Below are 17,895 nucleotides of genomic sequence, written 5' to 3'. Positions count from 1 at the left end.
CCGCCGCGCTGATGCTGGCCATGGGGCTGGCCGCGCTGGACGCCACGATCGTCTCGATCGCCGTACCGCAGATCGTCGCCGACCTCGGTGGTTTCTCCGTCTTCTCGTGGCTCTTCTCCGGCTATCTGCTCGCCGTCACCGTCACCCTCCCTGTCTACGGCAGGCTCTCCGACACCTTCGGCCGCAAACCGGTCCTCGTCGTGGGCGCGGCCCTGTTCCTGTTGGGCTCGCTGCTGTGCGCGCTGGCCTGGAACATGGCCGCCCTGATCGCCTTCCGGGTCGTCCAGGGCCTGGGCGGCGGCGCCCTCGCGGGCACGGTGCAGACGCTGGCGGCGGATCTGTACCCGCTCGAGGAACGGCCCCGGATCCAGTCCCGGCTGTCCACGGTGTGGGCGGTGTCGGCGGTGGCGGGCCCCGGAGTGGGCGGGGTCCTCGCCGCGTACGCGGACTGGCGCTGGATCTTCCTCATCAACCTGCCGCTCGGCGCGGTGGCGTTGTGGCTGCTGGTCCGTCATCTGCACGAGCCGCCGAGGGAGTCGACGGGCGGCCGGCCCCGGATCGACTGGGCGGGCGCCGGGACGATCCTCGTCTGCGGAGGAGCCCTGCTGACGGCGCTGGTGCAGGGCGGGGTGGCCTGGCCCTGGCTGTCCTGGCCGTCGGTCACCCTGCTGGGTACGGGGCTCGCCCTGATCGGCGTGCTGGTGCTGATCGAACGCCGGGCCGCCGAGCCGATCATTCCGGGCTGGGTGTGGCGCCGCCGCACGATCGTGGCGGTGAACCTGGCGCTCGGCGCGCTGGGTCTGCTGATGGTGGCGCCCACGGTCTTCCTGGCGACGTACGCGCAGTCGGTGCTGGGGCTGGCGCCGGTGGCCGCCGGGTTCCTCGTCTCCGTCTGGACGCTGACCTGGCCGCTGTCGGCGGCGCTCAGCCAGCACGTCTACCGCCGCATCGGCTTCCGGAACACGTCGATCCTCGGCATCACGGGTGCGGCGCTCGTGCTCTTCGCGTTCGCCTTTCTCCTCCCGTACCCCGGGGAGCCCTGGCAGCCGACGCTGCTGATGCTGTTGCTGGGTGCCGCGCTGGGGCTGTTCCAGCTGCCGCTGATCATCGGTGTGCAGGCGTCGGTGGAGTGGGAGGAGCGGGGCACCGCCACGGCGTCCATCCTCTTCTGCCGCCAGACGGGCCAGACGCTGGGCGCGGCGGTGTTCGGAGCGGTCGCGAACGGGGTGCTGGCGTCGCGGCTGGGCGGCTCGGGAAACCTCGACGCCGTGACCCACGACCTCGGCTCCGGCGCGGCCCCCGAGCCGATCCGCGCGGCGATCGCGGACGCGGTCCACACGGTGTACCTGGGAGCGGCCTGCGCTGCGACGACGGCCCTGCTGGTGCTGCTGGTGGTGGCGCCTCGGAGGTTTCCGGTGCTGAAGGGCTGAGCACGGCGCGAGGCGGGCACGCAATCCGCGTACCCGCCCCACACCTTTCACGTCCGGCCCGCTGTCCCGGACTCGTTGGCTATTCCGCTCCCTTTCGAGATAGGGGGCGAGATCCTCCAGGTAGTCCCTGTGCTCGACATGAATGCGAGTGCCGGGAATGTCTCGGAGCGGAGTCAGGTCCGCGGCGCCTATCCGGTCGGCGGTGTCCAACTCGGACAACGCGTGGAGCTGCGCCTCCAGGCACTCGCGTGACTCCTCGAAGGACGCCATGAGCGCCAGTGTCTCGGCGATGACCCTTGCCTCCTTCGGGGAGTAGGAATTCATCCAGTCCTCGACACGGTCACTGCCGGTCTCGCGCTGCTGTCCGTCGCCGCTGACCAGTTCCCTGATCAGCTCGGCCAGCCTTCGGTTGCCGATACCCATCGCGCTCTCTCCGATCAGTACGGCCGCTTGTGCTGACTGGGTCAGGGAATATGGGTCGCGTTCGCGGCGGCGGCATTGTAATTCTCGCTGGCCGGCTTGTGGACATTCTTGTGGTAGAGCTTACCGGTGATGTCCTGGAACTGATTTCCGATCTGGATACGGACGATGTCGCCCTTGGCCGCGTTGCTGCCGGCCGGTGCGCTGGGGTCCGAACTGTGCACTCGCAGACGTACCGTCCTGCCCGTCACCGGATCCGTCCACTTCCATTTGGAACCCTTCGCCGCGCCGCCCGGAATCTGCGTCCACTTCTCCACAGTGGCGTTCTTGGGGACGATGCTGAGCGGATTCGCACCGCCCTGGAGGTCCCAGCCTGGTCACCTTCCGCAGGGCCGGGTCGGCGGCGGCCTCGCGGCTGTGGACGACCAGGTGGTACGTGAAGCCGTCGGGGTGGGCCTGCACCGCGAGGTCCACGTCGGGGAGCACCGACCGGTACACGGCCGACGAGCCGTCGACCTCCGGTTCCGGCAGCGCCCACGGGGACGACACCGCGTACTCCTTGCCCGCCGGCACCATCCGGGCGAGCGGTTCGTCGGTGCCGCCGCCGGAGAAGCGGATGTCCTCGGCGGCGCGCGGCGCGAGGCCGCCGTCCGGCGCGGCGACGAGGGTCGTGTCGATGTCCGTCCACTTGCCGTCCTTGCGGACGCGTTCGGGCGAGGTCGCCGTCTCTGCGGTGAAGGTCCCGTCGGGACGGGCGACGACCCTGCTGGTCGACGAGGTCAACTCGTCGACGGCGACGGGCTTTCCGGAGGCGACGGCCCGCTCGGAGGCGCGTGCCTCGGCCGGGGCGGCCAGCAGCTCGTCGTCCTCCCAGAAGTCCCTAACCAGCGTCGTTTTGCTGACCAAGCGGCGATCAGTGAGGCACATCTCACGCAGTGCACACAGCAGCCTCACAACTCCCCTCTGCCCCTCGTTCAAAAAACCTGAGTTAATCCCGGTAACACCCCAGGTCAGCGGCAGATCCTCCAAGTAAGCGCATACCGACCGATCAGTTTGCGGAAAGCCTCGCGCTTCGCCGAACCCACGAGTAGCGTTCACGCCCGCCCCCCTCCCTGCGGTCCGCACCCGGACCCGAGCCGCGCAAGGAGACCAAGGGATGACCGACCCGTACTCGTCACCCCCGCACCGATCGCCGTACCCGCCGCATGCCTCGTCCCCCTCGTACCAGACCTACCCCTGGGCCCCCCGGGAACCGGAACCACAACCGACGTCGGACACCCCCCGCCATCCCTCCCTCGGTCACCACAGCGACCTGCGGGTGCTGCGCGGCGCCTACCGCCGGCAGCGGCGGGTGGCGACACTGACCGCCCTCGGCTACTTCGTGCTGTTCCTCCTGCTGTCCGCCTTCGCCCCCTCGTTCATGACGGGCGAGGTCAGCGGCGGACTCTCCACGGGCCTGCTGCTCGGCCTCCTCCAGGTACCGGTGACCTGCCTCGCCATCTGGCTCTACGAGCACACCGCCCGTCTGCGCGTCGACCCGCTGGCCGACCGCATGCGCGACCTGGCCGCGGTCGACGCGAGGCGGGGGACCGTCCGATGAACCTCGGCACCACCGCCGTCCTCACCGCCGGCGCCCCCTCGACCACGGCCGCGGGCGGACTCGCCGAGTTCAGCGGGTCGGCGCGGGCGATGTCGCTCGTCGGCTTCACGGCGGTCGCCACCATCACGCTCCTCCTGTGCGTGATGACGGGCCCCGACCGGGACGACCTCGACGAGTTCTACACCGGCTACGGCTCGCTCTCCCCCATGCGCAACGGCCTCGCCATCGCCGGCGACTACATCTCGGCGGCGACCGTGCTGGGCACCGGCGGAGTGATCGCCCTCTTCGGCTACGACGGTGTCGTGCTCGCCCTGAGCACCGCCCTGTCCCTGATGCTGCTGATGTTCCTGCTGGCCGAACCCCTGCGCAACGCGGGCCGGTTCACGATGGGCGACGCGCTCGCCCGGCGGATGCCCGGCCGCTCCGTACGCATCGTCGCCTGCGTGGTCACGATCGCCGCGCTGATGCCGATGATGCTGGTCCAACTAGCCGGTACAGGCGACCTGTTGGCGTTCATCCTCGGCTTCTCCAGCGCCAGCCTGAAGACCGGTGTCGTGGTGATCGTCGGCGCCCTGATGATCGGCTACGCGGCGATCGGCGGCATGAAGGGCACCGCCCTCATCCAGATCCTGAAGATCGTGATGCTGCTGGGCTCGGGCGCGCTCGTCGCCGTGCTGATCCTGCACAAGTTCGACTGGGACCCCGGCCTGCTGCTCGGCGCGGCGGCGGAGAAGAGCGGCGTCGGCACCGGCTACCTCAGCTCCGGTCTGCAGTTCTCCGGCGGCCCGTACCCCGAACTCGACATGATCAGCGCCCAGTTGACAGTCGTCCTCGGCGGCGCCTGCCTCCCGCACGTCACCATGCGCATGTACACCGCGAACAGCGCCCGCCAGGTCCGCCGCTCACTGTCCTGGGCGGTCCCCTCCGTGGCCCTCTTCGTCGTGATCATCTCGGTGATCGGCTTCGGCGCGACGGCCCTGATCGGCCGTGAGGTGATCGCGGCGGTCGACCCCCAGGGCAACACGGCCTATCTGCTGGGCTCGATGGCGGCGTTCGGCACGGAGGTGTCCACGGCGGAGACACTGCTCCTCACGACGGTGACGACGGCGGTCTTCCTGACGCTGCTCGCCTCCGTGGCCGGCATGATCCTCGCCTGCGCCAACTCCCTCGCCCACGACGTCTTCGCGGCCCGCGCGACCAAGCCGCTCACGCCCCGCCGCGAGATGACGATCGCCAGGCTCTCGGCGGGCGCGGTCGGCGTCACGGCGATCGTCCTCGCCACGATGGTCCAGCACCGCAACCTCCAGCCCCTGGTCACGCTCTCCTTCTGCCTGGGCGCCTCCGCCATCGCGCCCGCCCTGGTCTACGGCCTCTTCTGGCGCCGCTACACCCGGCGGGGCCTGATGTACACCCTCGTCGGCGGCACCCTCTCCGTCCTCGTCCTCATGACCGGCACCAACCTGGTCTCCGGCTCCCCCCACTCCGCCTTCCCCGGGGCCGACTTCAACTGGTTCCCCTTCACCACCACGGGCCTGCTCTCCATCCCCCTCGGCTTCGCCTTCGGCTGGCTCGGCACGACCCTCTCCGGCCGCGCCGAGGCAGAGGAACAGCGCGGGCAGTACGAGGCGGTGGAGGGCTGGATCCTGGCAGGCGCGACAAGAAGGGGCGACTGACGAGGGGAGGTCGGGCTTTCGAGGGGGCCGGGGGCTTTCCAGGGCGAGGGGGTCTCCGGTCGCGCTGAATCCGCCGGGCGCGGGGCTTTCAAGGGCGGGCGGGTCTCCCGCCCCCCTGAAACCCCTGCGCACCGGCGCCTTTCAGGGGCGCGGGGAACTGCGCGAGAAGCCCCACCCACCCGCACCCGACGACGCGCCCCGGACGCCCCCACCCCCCTCCCTACTCCGTCAGCGCCGACAAACTCTCCCGGATGCAGTCCATGTGCGCCCGCACGTCGTCCCACCGCTCCCCGTGCTCCCGCAGCACCCGCTCGGTCTCCCGGGCCACCCACTCCTCCCGCCGCTGAGCCTCCGCCAACGCCTCGGCGGCCCGCTCCTCCGCCTCCTCCTGCATCCGGGCCGCATCGGCCTCCGCCTCGGCGAAGCCGCGCTCGGCATCCAGCAGTGCCGCCTCCGCGCGAGCGACCCGTTCGGCCAGCCCCTCGTCGAACGCGGCCTCCCGTTCGGCGACCTCCCGCTCGATCCCGGCCACCCGCTCGTCGTACTCCTTCTGGAGTTCCGCGAGCATCCCCTCCGTCCGCTCCCGTGTCTCCCGCAGCACGGCCAGCGCCTCGCCCCGCCCCTCCTTCACCCCGCGCCGGGCCTCGATCCGCAGTTCGTCCGCCTCGGCCTGGGCCGCCAGCACCACCTGCCGGGCCCGCTCCTCGGCCTCGCCCCGCATCTTGTCGGCGTACGCCTGCGCGGCCCCCCGCAGCCGCTGCCCGGCCTCCTCCGCGTCCGCGACGATCCGCCGGGCGTCCTCGCGGCCGCCCTCGCGGACCGCCTCGGCCTCCTCCACGCCGAGCGCGAACAGCTCCCGGGCGCGCCCGCCGAGCGCCTCGTACGTCTGCGGGGTGAGCCCGGCGACCGTCTCGCGCAGCAGGGCCAGATCCGCGCCCATCTCCCGGGCCAGCACGGTCAGCCGGGCGGCGCGCTCCCAGGCGGCGTCCCGGTCCCGGGAGAGGGTCGCCGCGTGGGCGTCGACCTCCTCGGGACGGTAGCCACGCCGTACGACGTCGAACTCGAAGTCATGGGGTGCCGTCGGTGCGCTGCTCATGCTGGGCCCTCTCCGCCGGACGCACACGAAATGATGATTTCGCGCCACATCTTGATGGATCGGACCAAAGGGTTCATAACGCGACACTCCGTGCGAGGTCACGGGAGCGAGCGGCCGGACACCCGCAGGGCCCCGCACCCGCACCCGCACCCGTGCCGGGCCCCGGCCCGGACACACGCGAGGGCCCGGCCCGGATCACTCGCGTGTCCGGGCCGGGCCCTCGCGTCATGCGTACGGCGGGCGGCCGACGTGGAGGTCAGCCGCGACGGGTCACAGCAGCCCGTCCCACATCTGCTCCAGCAGCACCGACCACCAGCTCTCCGGCGAGGCGAGCGCCGCCGGGTCGAGCCCGGCGAGCTGCGCCTGGAAGTCGACGGTCCAGCGGCCCGCCTGCTCCTGGTTGAGGCCGAAGCGCAGTCGCCACATCCGGCCGAGCAGCGCCAGGCAGCGCGCGAACTCGGGCAGCCCCGTGTTCACGAACTGCGGCGGTACGGGCGCACCGCCCGGCCCCGCCTCCACCGGCACGGCCACGATGTTCGCCGTGCCGTACTGCACACAGAGCGCCTTGCCGAAGTCGCTGCCCATCACCAGGTACGAGCCCGCGTCGGCCGCCGGCTGCACCCCGCGTTCCTGCGCCAGCTCCGCCAGCGTCGGCACCGGACGGCCCGGCTGGGCCTGCGCCCAGAAGAAGGGACCCATGTCCACCGGCAGTCCGGCGACGACCAGGGTGTGCGCCACGATCGGCGGAACGCCCTGCCGCGACACCGCCTGCTGGTCGAACCGGAACACCCCCGGCCCGAACGCCGCCGCCAGCTCCTGCCCGATCACCTCCGGCGGGACCGGCGGCGCCGGCTGCACCGGCGGCAACGGCGCCCGCACCGGCGCGGGCCGCGCGGGACCGTCCGCCACCTGGTGCAACTCGCCCTGGTGCGCGATGAGCTGGGCCATGCCCTGCTGCCGGCTCGCGTGGTCCTTGCCGTAGGGGGCGATGGAGGTGATGCGCGCGTTCGGCCACTGCTCACGGATCATCCGCGCGCAGTACGCGCCCGGCAGCTCGCACGACTCCAACTCGGTGTGCAGCTCCAGCACGGCCTCCGGCGGGATGTTCATCCCGCGCAGCTCGTGGAAGATCTGCCACTCCGGGTGCGGCGTCCCCGGCGCCGAACGCCGGATCACCTGCTGCTCGGACCCGTCCGGCGCCCGGAAGCGCAGCACGGCCTGGTAGCCGGGGCCCACGGTCGGCTGCCCGGCGGGCGGCTGCGGATAGCCGTACGCCGGCGGAGCCCCCATCGGCGGCCCCGGCTGACCGGGCATCGGCTGACCGGGCATCGCGTGCGGAGCCCCCGGCGGCATCCCGGGCGGCCCGGGCGGCTGCGGGGCCCCGGGCGCACCGGGGCCACCGAGCGACGGCCCGGCCAGCATCGTCTCGGCGTGGTGCACGGGACCGGGGGCACCGGGCGGCGTACCCGGAGCACCGGGCGCACCGGGGCCGCCCACGGCGGGCCCGGCCAGCATCGTCGCCGCGTGGTGCACACCACCGGCGGGCGTACCCCCCGGCGGATTCGGCGCACCGGGAGCACCCGGGGCACCAGGGGCATGTGGTCCGCCCGGCTGGCCCGGGGCGCCAGGAGGCCCCGGAGGCAGCGGCGCACCCGGACCGCCCACGGCGGGCCCGGCCAGCATCGTCGCCGCGTGGTGCACACCACCGGCGGGCGTACCCCCCGGCGGATTCGGCGCACCAGGGGCGCCAGGAGCACCCGGGCCCCCCGGACCGTCCGGCCCGAGGGAGGAGACCAGTTGGGTCGGCACGTACCCGCCCGCCGGGGTGCCCGGAGCGCCGGGACCGGACGGCGGCGGAGGGGTGGCACCCGGCCGGGCGCCCGGCATCCCCGGGGTCCCGGGCGGAGCCGGAGGCGGCGGCGTACCGGCCCCACCGCCCCGGCGCGGCGGCGGCGCGGCCTTGCTCGTGGCGGCGTCCGCGATGTCACCGGCGTGCGGCGCCGGCGGAGCCCCCGGAGGCGGCGTCCCCGGGCCCTGCGGACCGCCGGGCCCCTGCGGGTAGCCGTACGACTGCGGCGCGCCGGGCGGCGGAGTGCCGGGACCCTGCGGTCCACCGGGGCCCTGCGGATACCCGTACGACTGAGCGCCCGGCGGCGGGGTCCCCGGGCCGGACGGAGGCTGCTGCTGCGGCGGTTGCGCGGGGCCGCCCGGTGCGCCCGAGTCGGGGCCGGGAGCGCCCAGTGCGGGCGCCACGGCCGTACGCGGGAGCTGGCTGCCGCCGGAGATCAGCGCCGTCTTGGCCTCCGGCAGCGCGCTGGGCGACGGGGCGTCGTCGGTGTCGCTCACCTCGGACAGCTGCTGCGCGAACACCGTGTCCGGCAGCGGCACCGAACGATCGTCCCCGGCCTCGGCGTTGGTGTCCGTCCCGGCCCACGGGGTCGCCCCGGCGGGCACCGCGTCGTGCGGTTCGGCGTCCCGCGGCGGCGGCACCGCGTCCCGCACCTCGTCGTCCGCGGCGGCGGCCGGCCACGGCGTGGCGTCGGCCGGGGCGTCGGGCACCCCTCGGCCGGCCGAGGGCGACTGCCCGACCGGCCCCGCCATCGTCTCGGGCAGCGAACCGCCGCCCCCGGAGGCCCCGTTGACACCCAGGGAACCGGAACCACCCGTACCGCCACCGCCACCGGCAGCGGCAGCGGCAGCGGCAGCGGCAGCGGCCGGACGGGACCCGGCACCGTCGGACGCACCGGCACCGGCACCGGCACCGGAGCCGGCCCCCGCACCCGTGCGGTGGTCCGGAATGCCCATCCGGTCGGCCGCGTCCTGCAACCACTCCGGCGGAGTCAGCAGGAACGACGTCTGGTTCAGGTCCACCCGGGCCGGAGGCGCCGGCGCGGCGGCCGGAGCCGGCTCCGTACGGCCGTACTCCTCCTCGAACCGACGGATCACCTCACCCACCGGCAGCGACGGCCACAACGTGGCCTCCCCGCTGTCCCGGGCGATCACCAGCCGCTGCGCGCCACCGTCGGAACGCGGACCGTCCGCCCGGTCCTCCGCCCACACCACGAACCCGAGCTCGAACTCCCGCACCCGCACCTCACGGTGCTGATAGCCCGGCAGATCGCCGTTGATCCACTCCTCGGCGCGCTCCTGCGCCTGAGCGAACGTCACCATCGAAAACTCACTCCCCCACCGAGGACGCCGAGGACGCCGCGACCGGCACGGCACGCGCGAAGCCACCGTCCACCATCAGGTTGGCCACCGTCTCCAGTTCCGGCGGATTGCCCGCCAGCCGGGACAGGAACGCGTCGAAGTCCTCACCGGCGGGGAGCAGCAACCGCTCCACCCGCTCGGCCGGCGGCCACGACGGATCGACGTCACGGGCGTCGTCGTACGCGCAGAACCAGACCGACCCGATCCGGTCGCCCTTCACCTTCACCGCGAGGATCCCGCCCTGCGCGAACGCCACCGCGAGATAGTCCTTGGTGAGATGGTCCCGCAGACACTTGTTGACGTACACCAGGTCGTTCACCGCGGCCTCGTCGCGCACCGTGAAGAACGGCTGGTCGACCAGCAGCCCCAGCTCCGCGTCCAGCGCCGCCCCCACGGGGGCGCACCCGCCCGCCGCCTTCAGGAACGACCGGTACGCGCCCGGCAACCGGTACCCGAGGTCCTCCTCGACCCCCTGCACCTGCGTCTCGGTCACCGCCACCGCCGACGACTTCGGCAGCCCGAAGTGCGCCGGCCGGGTCTCCTGCAACGGCCGCGTGCCACGCTTGTGCTGGTCCACGCGTGCCGTCGCGATACCACCGTGGTGCCGCAGCAGCGCCTTCACCTCGACCGGCACCAGCTCCAGCCGCCGGCCGCCCGGCGCGTGGTGCCACGTCCAGCCGTGCGGCGTCGCCACCGGCGGGATCGTGTCCCACAGCTCGTGCCCGGACGCCGCCAGCGCCGCGTTCGCGGACACGTAGTCCGTCAACCGCAGCTCGTCCACCCCGAACCCCTCCGGGGGATCGGCGATCTCCGCCGCGGCACGCGCGTAGGGCGAGAAGTCCGGATAGCCGTGCGCGTCAACACGGACACCCCTCGGGTGACGCGCCGCCCGGACCGGGTCCGGAAACTGCACGACCTGCCCGGCGTAGGCCGCGTTCGGCGGCGCGGCTTGCTGCCCGAGCCGACCTGTCGTCATGGCGGTAGCCCCCTGCGGCGTTCTGTGAGACCTGTTCTGGCTGCGTTGTTGCTGTGTCGACTGCTCTCCGACAGCAGAAAAAGCCCTGGTACGGCCTGTTCTGTCCGCCCTCGATCGCAAGACCGAACGGATCGCGGTTGTCGACAGCCTATGCGGTACGGCGACACCGGTCATCGGGCCTCCGCTTCCGTGACCAGCCGTCACACCACCCTCACGCAACGCCGAAGAACGGGCGTGTCGTGCCGCCCCAGCTTCCGCACCGGCCACGCCGTTTGGCACTCTGTGTCCCCTGGCGGGGGATGCAACAGGAGGGGAACACGACCATGAGCGCGACGCAGGCGGGACCTTCGGGCGACCCTCGCATCGGCTGGAGCACCGCGGAACAGCCGCACGCACCCGCCCTCCTCCACCGCCGCGACGGCATCCTGCCGACCGTGGCCGCCGCCCTCTCCGTACGCGGCGAGACCCTCACCGGCACCGCCGCCCGCGGCGACCAGGCACCGCCCCTGCACCCGCTGGTCCAGGAGTTCCTCGACTCCCTCGCCACCGACCGGCGCGACCGCTTCACCGGACGCTGCGCCGAGGCCATCCTCATCTCCCGCCACATCACCGGCGCCGACGCGGCCCGCAGCAGGCGCGCCGCCCGCAGACCCATGTCCAACGGCGAGGCCCGCAAGGCCCTCAAGCAGGCCAAGCTCACCACCCGCCACATCCGCGAGGACGGCGACCCCCTGCACGGCGCGTTCGCCACGCCCTGCCGCTCCTGCGCCGCCCTCAGCGCCCACTTCGGCGTACGCGTCGTGGACCCGACCCAGGAGAACTAGGAACCCGGGCACCGCGAGTACGCGTCAGAAGACACGAAACGCCGCACGAACCGCCCACGCCCCCACGAACAGAACCACCTACGAACCACCGACGAACAAAGGGCAGATGCACACAGACCGCACCTCCACCACGCGCTTCTCCGTTCCCGTCGACGCCGCCCTGCGCGCCGCCGGATGGCAGCCGGGCCGCTGGGACATAAAGCAGGCCGAGATCTGGGCCGACGCCCTGCGCGAGCACACCTCCCCCGCCGGACACCGCCACGCGGTCTTCCCGGCCGCCGTCGAGGCCTGGGCCGAGTTCGGGGGCCTGCGCCTCACCGCCCAGGGCCCCGGCCGCCGGCTCGCCCCCGCCGACCTGCACCTCGACCCGCTGCACGGCCTCCACATGGCCCGCACCCTCGGCGACCTCGGCCGCGCCCTCGACACCGAGGTCTGCCCCCTCGGCCACGAGATCGCCACCCGGGCCCTCATCGCCATCGACACCGAGGGCCGTACGTACGCCCTCGACCACACCGGGGACTGGTACCTGGGCCCCACCATCGACAGCGCCCTCACGACGCTGCTCGCGGGTTCGGCGCCGGTGCGCCTGACGGCGGGCTGAGCGGGTCACTCCGTCGGGTTCGGCCGGTGAAGGTCGGCCGGGGTGGGGGTTCGGCCGCGGGGGTTTCGACCGTCGGCCGTCGGCCGCCATCCGCGTCGCGTCCTGAGCCGTTCCGCCGTAGGGCCGCACGGAGGGGACGGTCGTCCGTCGTACGGGGCTGGTCGCGCGGTTCCCCGCGCCCCTGAAGGGGCTACGCCCCTTACGGCGTGGCCGGAAGCACCGCCGACACCCGGAAACCCCCGGCGTCCGTGGGGCCGGACACGAAGACGCCGCCCAGCTCGGCCACGCGCTCCTTCATCCCGAGCAAGCCGTTCCCCCCGCTCGGCAACCGCGCGGCCGCCGCCGCACCCGGCTCCGGCGGAGGGCCGTTCTCCACCTGCATCGCGATCTCCGCCTCCCGATGCGCGAGCCGCACCCGCGTCTTCGCCCCCGCCGCATGCTTGTGGACGTTGGTCAACGCCTCCTGCACCACCCGGTACGCCGTCTGCTCCACCTCGGCCGCGTACACCCGCACCTCCCCCTCCACCGACAGCTCGACGATCATCCCCGCGGCCGCCGACTGCCCCACCAACACCTCAAGCTCGGCCAGACAAGGCCCCTCCGCCGCCTCGTCCTCGGCCCGCGAAGCCGCGGCCGCGGCCGCCGCCCCCACCGCAGCCAACGGCACCGGCGCGGGCGCGGACACCGACCCCGGCCGCGCCGACGCCATCGACGAGAACCCCTCCCCCGACCGCAACACCCCGAGCATCTCGCGCAACTCGGTCAACGCCTGGCGCCCCATGTCCCCCACCAGCGCCGCGTTCCGCACGGCCTTCTCCGGATCCTTCCGGGCCACGGCCTGAAGAGCGGCCGCGTGCACGACCATCAACGACACCCGGTGCGCGACCACGTCGTGCATCTCCCGCGCGATCCGGGTCCGCTCCTCCCCCCGAGCCCACTCGGCCCGCTCCTCCGCCCGCTCCGCGAGCAGTTGCAGCTCCCGCTCCAGCGAATCCGCCCGCTCCCGCAGACTCTCCATCAACCGCCGCCGCGCCCCGACGTACAGCCCCAGCAGCACCGGTGGCGCGGTCAGCCCGATCGCCATCGTGGACGCGAGGAACACGGCGAACACGTCCCCGCCGCCGACCGCCCCGTCCCCCTGGAGATTGCTCCGGGTCGCCTCCACGAACCACACGATGAACACACCGGCGAACGCCATCCCCGACAGCGCCCCGATGATCCGTCTCGGCGCCTCCGACGCCGCGAGCGTGTAGAGCCCGACGAGCCCCATGAGATACCCCATCTGGGCGGGCGCGACGGCGATGAAGACCAGCACGACGGCGACGGGCCACATCCGCCGCACCAGCAGCACGGACCCGGCGAGCGCCCCGAAGACGACCCCCACGGCGTCCGGCAGCGCGGCGTTCCGGGCGAACTCGACGCCCTCGATCGAACACTCGACGGCCGACACCAGCGCCAGTCCGCCGTCGAGGGCGGCACCGCGCCACCGCTCCCACCACCACGGTCCGGCCCCGTCCCCCGTCCCGGCCGCGGTGTGGTCTTCCCCCGTCGTGGTCATACGCCCAAGCCTACGTTCGAGCGCCCCCGCTTTTCCGGCGAGTTTCCCGTACCGCCCGACACCACACGGCACATTCGAACAGAAGCGAAACCACCCGGTATCCCTCGAACAGCCGAATCACCCACCGTTCAACCCCGGAACCCCTCATTCCGCCCGGACGGCACGGGGTCGCTCGGGGACCGAGGTTCGCCGGAGCGCAGAGTCGTACCGTCGCATCGAAGGGTCTTGGTACGGCATAGTGTGTAGAGCCACTCGGCGAGCCGACTGAATGTCCGGTTTAGGCGAGATTGATCCCCTGTGGTGTAATTGGCAGCACTGTGGCTTTTGGTGCCATATGTCCGGGTTCGAGTCCTGGCGGGGGAGCCAAGCTCAGTTCGGGTCCTGACCTAGTGAGACCGGTCAGGACCCGCTCACATTTCCCCCTCGCGACGCCCCGGTATCCTGCGGATGTCCACACCCCACACATCCACAGCCGAAGGGCATCCCCGTGAGCGCAACCCGCCCGGCAGCCGTCGTCGTACTCGCAGCGGGTGAGGGCACCCGTATGAAGTCGGCCACACCCAAGGTTCTGCACAGCATCTGTGGCCGCTCCCTGGTGGGCCACGTCCTCGCCGCCGCGGGCGAGTTGGAGCCCGAGAACCTGGTCGTCGTCGTGGGGCACGCCCGCGAGAAGGTCACCGCGCACCTCGCCGAGGTCGACCCCGGCGTCCGCACGGCGGTCCAGGCGGAGCAGAACGGCACGGGGCACGCCGTACGGATGGGCCTGGAGGAGCTGGGCGGCGTCGTCGACGGGACCGTGGTCGTCGTCTGCGGCGACACCCCGCTGCTCACCGGCGCCACCCTCCGCGCCCTCGCCGCCACCCACTCCGCCGACGGCAACGCCGTGACCGTGCTGACCGCCGAGGTCCCGGACGCCACCGGCTACGGCCGCATCGTGCGGGACGGCGCCTCCGGTGCCGTGACGGCCATCGTGGAGCACAAGGACGCCACCGAGTCGCAGCGCGCGATCCGCGAGATCAACTCCGGGGTGTTCGCGTTCGACGGCCAGCTGCTCGCGGACGCCCTCGGGAAGGTGCGGACCGACAACAGCCAGGGCGAGGAGTACCTGACGGACGTGCTCGGGATCCTGCGGGAGGCGGGCCACCGGGTCGGCGCCTCCGTCGCGGGCGACCACCGGGAGATCGCCGGGATCAACAACCGTGTGCAGCTCTCCGAGGCCCGCCGCATCCTGAACGACCGGCTGCTCACCGAGGCCATGCTCGCCGGGGTGACCGTGATCGACCCCGCCACCACCTGGGTCGACGTCACCGTGACGTTCGAGCAGGACGCCGTCGTCCACCCGGGCACCCAGCTCCTCGGGGCCACGCACCTCGCCGAGGGCGCGGAGGTCGGCCCGAACAGCCGGCTGAAGGACACCACGGTCGGGGCCGGCGCGCGTGTCGACAACACCGTGGCGGACGGCGCCGAGGTGGGGCCGCAGGCGACCGTGGGGCCGTACGCGTACCTGCGTCCCGGCACCCGCCTCGGTCTGAAGTCCAAGATCGGTACGTACGTCGAGACGAAGAACGCGACCATCGGCGAGGGGACGAAGGTGCCCCACCTCTCCTACGTCGGTGACGCGACGATCGGCGAGTACTCGAACATCGGTGCGGCGAGCGTGTTCGTGAACTACGACGGTGAGAACAAGCACCACACGACCGTCGGCTCGCACTGCAAGACGGGCTCGGACAACATGTTTGTGGCGCCTGTCACGGTCGGGGACGGCGCGTACACCGCCGCCGGGTCCGTGATCACGAAGGATGTGCCGCCCGGTTCGCTGGCCGTCGCCCGTGGCCAGCAAAGGAATATCGAGGGTTGGGTGGCCCGTAAGCGGCCGGGGAGCGCGTCGGCGAAGGCTGCCGAGGCGGCGTCCCGGGAGGGCGAGAGCGAAAGCTGACCGGAAACAGGTGCGCCAAGGACGTCGTACCGTGATAAGTGCACACCCGCACCCCAGCTGAGCGGCTTTTCCGTGCCCGGCTGAGAAACCTCTGAGGAGACAGTGCTGTGACCGGGATCAAGACGACCGGCGAGAAGAAGATGATGTTCTTCTCCGGCCGCGCCCACCCCGAGCTTGCCGAGGAGATCGCCCAGCAGCTGGGTGTCGGGGTCGTCCCGACGAAGGCCTTCGACTTCGCCAACGGCGAGATCTATGTCCGCTACCAGGAGTCGGCGCGAGGTGCGGACTGCTTCCTGATCCAGAGCCACACGGCTCCGATCAACAAGTGGGTCATGGAGCAGTTGATCATGATCGACGCGCTGAAGCGTGCGTCGGCCCGCTCGATCACCGTCATCGTGCCGTTCTACGGTTACGCGCGGCAGGACAAGAAGCACCGTGGTCGTGAACCGATCTCGGCGCGTCTGATCGCGGACCTGATGAAGACGGCGGGTGCGGACCGGATCCTGGCCGTGGATCTGCACACGGACCAGATCCAGGGCTTCTTCGACGGGCCCGTCGACCATCTGTTCGCGCTGCCGCTGCTGGCGGACTACGTGGGCGCGAAGGTCGACCGGAACAAGCTGACGGTGGTCTCGCCGGACGCGGGTCGCGTGCGGGTGGCGGACCGTTGGTGCGACCGTCTGGGTGCGCCGCTGGCCATCGTGCACAAGCGGCGTGACAAGGACGTGGCGAACCAGGTGACCGTCCACGAGGTCGTGGGTGAGGTCGAGGGCCGGGTGTGTGTCCTGGTGGACGACATGATCGACACCGGTGGCACCATCTGTGCGGCCGCGGACGCGCTGTTCGCGCACGGTGCGGAGGACGTCATCGTGACGGCGACGCACGGTGTGCTCTCGGGCCCGGCCGCCGATCGGCTGAAGAACTCGAAGGTGAGTGAGTTCGTGTTCACCAACTCGCTGCCGACGCCGAGCGAGCTGGAGCTGGACAAGATCACGGTGCTGTCGATCGCGCCGACGATCGCGAGCGCGGTGCGTGAGGTGTTCGAGGACGGTTCGGTGACGAGCCTGTTCGACGAGCAGTAGGAGTCCTGGTCTAGATCGATTTCTTGTACGGCCTTCCCGCTGCGTAAGCTGTCACAGTTGCTCGGCGAGGGAGGCCGTACCTGTGGGTACGGCGGTCCGTTATCGACGCGCTCTTCGTAGCAGGCCGATGGTTTGGCCGGGTGACCACGTTTCCCCAGTTCTCTACGAGGAGTGATCATGTCCGAGGTGAAGCTCGCCGCGTCGACCCGTAACGAGTTCGGTAAGGGTGCCGCCCGCCGTATCCGCCGTGACTCCAAGGTTCCCGGTGTTCTCTACGGTCACGGTTCCGACCCGCTGCACCTGACGCTTCCGGGCCACGAGCTGCTGCTCGCGCTGCGTACGCCGAACGTCCTGATCTCCCTGGACATCGACGGCAAGTCCAACGAGCTGGCGATCCCGAAGTCCGTGCAGCGCGACCCGATCAAGGGCTTCCTGGAGCACGTCGACCTTCAGCTCGTCAAGCGCGGCGAGCAGGTCAACGTCGAGATCTTCGTCCACACCGAGGGTGACCTGGCCCCGGGTGCCTTCCTGCTGGAGCACGTCCTGAACGCGCTTCCGGTCGAGGCCGAGGCCACCCACATCCCCGAGTCCGTCACCGTCTCCATCGAGGGTCTGGCGGCCGGCGACTCCATCCTCGCCAAGGACATCCCGTTGCCGAAGGGCACCAAGCTGGCTGTCGAGGAGGACACCGTCGTCCTCCAGGTCCTGGCCGCTCAGGCGGAGGAGCCGTCGGAGGAGTCCGCCGAGGGCGACGAGGCCGCGGAGGCCTGAGCCCCGGCTCCGTCATCGGTTCGTCAGCCGCTGCTTCCCTCCCGGGGGGGCGGCGGCTGGCGCGTATCCGAGCATCCGCCCGCGTATCAAGGAGACATGCACGTGACGACCGATCCGAGCGCCCCCTGGCTGATCGCCGGGCTCGGCAATCCCGGGCCCGAGTACGCGGCGAACCGGCACAACGTGGGGTTCATGGTGGCCGATCTGCTGGCCGAGCGGATCGGGGGGAGGTTCAAGCGGGCCGGGAAGGCGCAGGCACAGGTCGTCGAGGGGCGGATCGGGCCGCCGGGGCCGGGGAACCGTCGGGTGATCCTGGCCAAGCCGATGTCGTACATGAATCTGTCGGGCGGGCCGGTGACCGCGCTGCGGGACTTCTACAAGGTGCCGGTGGCGAACATCGTGGCGATCCATGACGAGTTGGACATCGACTACGGCACGTTGCGGCTGAAGCTCGGCGGTGGTGACAACGGTCACAACGGATTGAAGTCGATGACCAAGGCGATGGGGTCGGACTACCACCGGGTGCGGTTCGGGATCGGTCGTCCGCCGGGCCGGATGCAGGTCGCGGACTTCGTGTTGAAGGACTTTTCCTCCACGGAGCGCAAGGAGTTGGACTACTTCGTGGACCGGGCGGCGGACGCGGTGGAGTGTCTGGTGATCGAGGGGTTGGAGCGGGCACAGGGGACGTACAACTCCTGAGCTTTTCCCCGTGAATGTT

The 17,895-nt window shown here is 71.8% G+C and carries 14 protein-coding genes and 1 tRNA gene; 10 read left to right on the top strand and 5 right to left on the bottom strand.

Features of this window, described 5'->3' with window-relative positions:
• The first annotated feature begins 11 nt into the window (after positions 1 to 11).
• Positions 12 to 1,430, top strand: coding sequence for an MFS transporter (locus tag HW837_RS35665; RefSeq protein ID WP_045556282.1), 1,419 nt, complete (start codon positions 12 to 14; stop codon positions 1,428 to 1,430).
• A gap of 464 nt (positions 1,431 to 1,894) precedes the next feature.
• On the opposite strand, the gene HW837_RS35660 is transcribed toward HW837_RS35665, so the two are convergent.
• The gene (locus HW837_RS35660; RefSeq protein ID WP_234442453.1) at positions 1,895 to 2,167 is read right to left on the bottom strand and encodes a polymorphic toxin type 30 domain-containing protein; all 273 of its coding nucleotides are present in this window, start codon (positions 2,165 to 2,167) and stop codon (positions 1,895 to 1,897) included.
• Positions 2,168 to 3,006: 839 nt separating this feature from the next.
• On the opposite strand from HW837_RS35660, the gene HW837_RS35655 reads away from it, so the two are divergent.
• Together HW837_RS35655 and HW837_RS35650 are read left to right on the top strand one after the other, a co-directional pair.
• Positions 3,007 to 3,450 (top strand): DUF485 domain-containing protein, encoded by a 444-nt coding sequence (locus tag HW837_RS35655; protein WP_045556279.1) that lies wholly within the window; start codon positions 3,007 to 3,009, stop codon positions 3,448 to 3,450.
• A gap of 89 nt (positions 3,451 to 3,539) precedes the next feature.
• Entirely contained in the window at positions 3,540 to 5,123 is a 1,584-nt protein-coding gene (locus tag HW837_RS35650; RefSeq protein WP_177262094.1) for a sodium/solute symporter, read from the top strand.
• Positions 5,124 to 5,343: 220 nt separating this feature from the next.
• Here the strand turns inward: HW837_RS35650 and HW837_RS35645 are convergent, their stop codons facing one another.
• The 3 genes from HW837_RS35645 to HW837_RS35635 form a co-directional block, all read right to left on the bottom strand.
• Positions 5,344 to 6,219 carry a coiled-coil domain-containing protein gene (locus tag HW837_RS35645; RefSeq protein ID WP_045556277.1) on the bottom strand — a complete coding sequence of 292 codons (876 nt, stop codon included), beginning with the start codon at positions 6,217 to 6,219 and terminating at the stop codon, positions 5,344 to 5,346.
• Between the two features lie 270 nt (positions 6,220 to 6,489).
• Positions 6,490 to 9,390, bottom strand: a complete 2,901-nt coding sequence (locus HW837_RS35640) for an SUKH-4 family immunity protein (protein WP_193380308.1) — start codon at positions 9,388 to 9,390, stop codon at positions 6,490 to 6,492.
• 7 nt (positions 9,391 to 9,397) lie between these two features.
• On the bottom strand, positions 9,398 to 10,405 hold the full coding sequence (locus tag HW837_RS35635; protein ID WP_045556275.1) for an SMI1/KNR4 family protein: 1,008 nt from the start codon (positions 10,403 to 10,405) through the stop codon (positions 9,398 to 9,400).
• Positions 10,406 to 10,728: 323 nt separating this feature from the next.
• On the opposite strand from HW837_RS35635, the gene HW837_RS35630 reads away from it, so the two are divergent.
• Complete coding sequence (locus HW837_RS35630; protein ID WP_045556274.1) at positions 10,729 to 11,229, top strand: YwqJ-related putative deaminase; 501 nt, start codon at positions 10,729 to 10,731, stop codon at positions 11,227 to 11,229.
• Positions 11,230 to 11,335: 106 nt separating this feature from the next.
• On the top strand, positions 11,336 to 11,830 hold the full coding sequence (locus HW837_RS35625) for an SUKH-3 domain-containing protein (protein WP_045556273.1): 495 nt from the start codon (positions 11,336 to 11,338) through the stop codon (positions 11,828 to 11,830).
• Positions 11,831 to 12,029: 199 nt separating this feature from the next.
• Here the strand turns inward: HW837_RS35625 and HW837_RS35620 are convergent, their stop codons facing one another.
• Positions 12,030 to 13,388, bottom strand: a complete 1,359-nt coding sequence (locus HW837_RS35620) for a sensor histidine kinase (protein WP_093791137.1) — start codon at positions 13,386 to 13,388, stop codon at positions 12,030 to 12,032.
• A 291-nt stretch (positions 13,389 to 13,679) separates the two neighbouring features.
• Here HW837_RS35620 and HW837_RS35615 point away from each other — a divergent pair.
• From HW837_RS35615 to pth, 5 genes are all read left to right on the top strand, one after another.
• Positions 13,680 to 13,754: transfer RNA gene (locus HW837_RS35615), tRNA-Gln, on the top strand.
• 121 nt (positions 13,755 to 13,875) lie between these two features.
• The gene (gene glmU / locus HW837_RS35610; protein ID WP_078853336.1) at positions 13,876 to 15,324 is read left to right on the top strand and encodes a bifunctional UDP-N-acetylglucosamine diphosphorylase/glucosamine-1-phosphate N-acetyltransferase GlmU; all 1,449 of its coding nucleotides are present in this window, start codon (positions 13,876 to 13,878) and stop codon (positions 15,322 to 15,324) included.
• Positions 15,325 to 15,431: 107 nt separating this feature from the next.
• Entirely contained in the window at positions 15,432 to 16,406 is a 975-nt protein-coding gene (locus HW837_RS35605; protein WP_045556270.1) for a ribose-phosphate diphosphokinase, read from the top strand.
• A gap of 177 nt (positions 16,407 to 16,583) precedes the next feature.
• Positions 16,584 to 17,177, top strand: a complete 594-nt coding sequence (locus tag HW837_RS35600) for a 50S ribosomal protein L25/general stress protein Ctc (RefSeq protein ID WP_193380309.1) — start codon at positions 16,584 to 16,586, stop codon at positions 17,175 to 17,177.
• 96 nt (positions 17,178 to 17,273) lie between these two features.
• Positions 17,274 to 17,876, top strand: coding sequence for an aminoacyl-tRNA hydrolase (gene pth, locus HW837_RS35595; protein ID WP_045556268.1), 603 nt, complete (start codon positions 17,274 to 17,276; stop codon positions 17,874 to 17,876).
• Positions 17,877 to 17,895 lie beyond the last annotated feature (19 nt).

This window comes from Streptomyces caniscabiei (assembly GCF_014930365.1).
GTDB classification, from domain to species: Bacteria; Actinomycetota; Actinomycetes; order Streptomycetales; family Streptomycetaceae; genus Streptomyces; species Streptomyces caniscabiei.
This window is presented reverse-complemented; position numbering and strand designations above follow the sequence as displayed.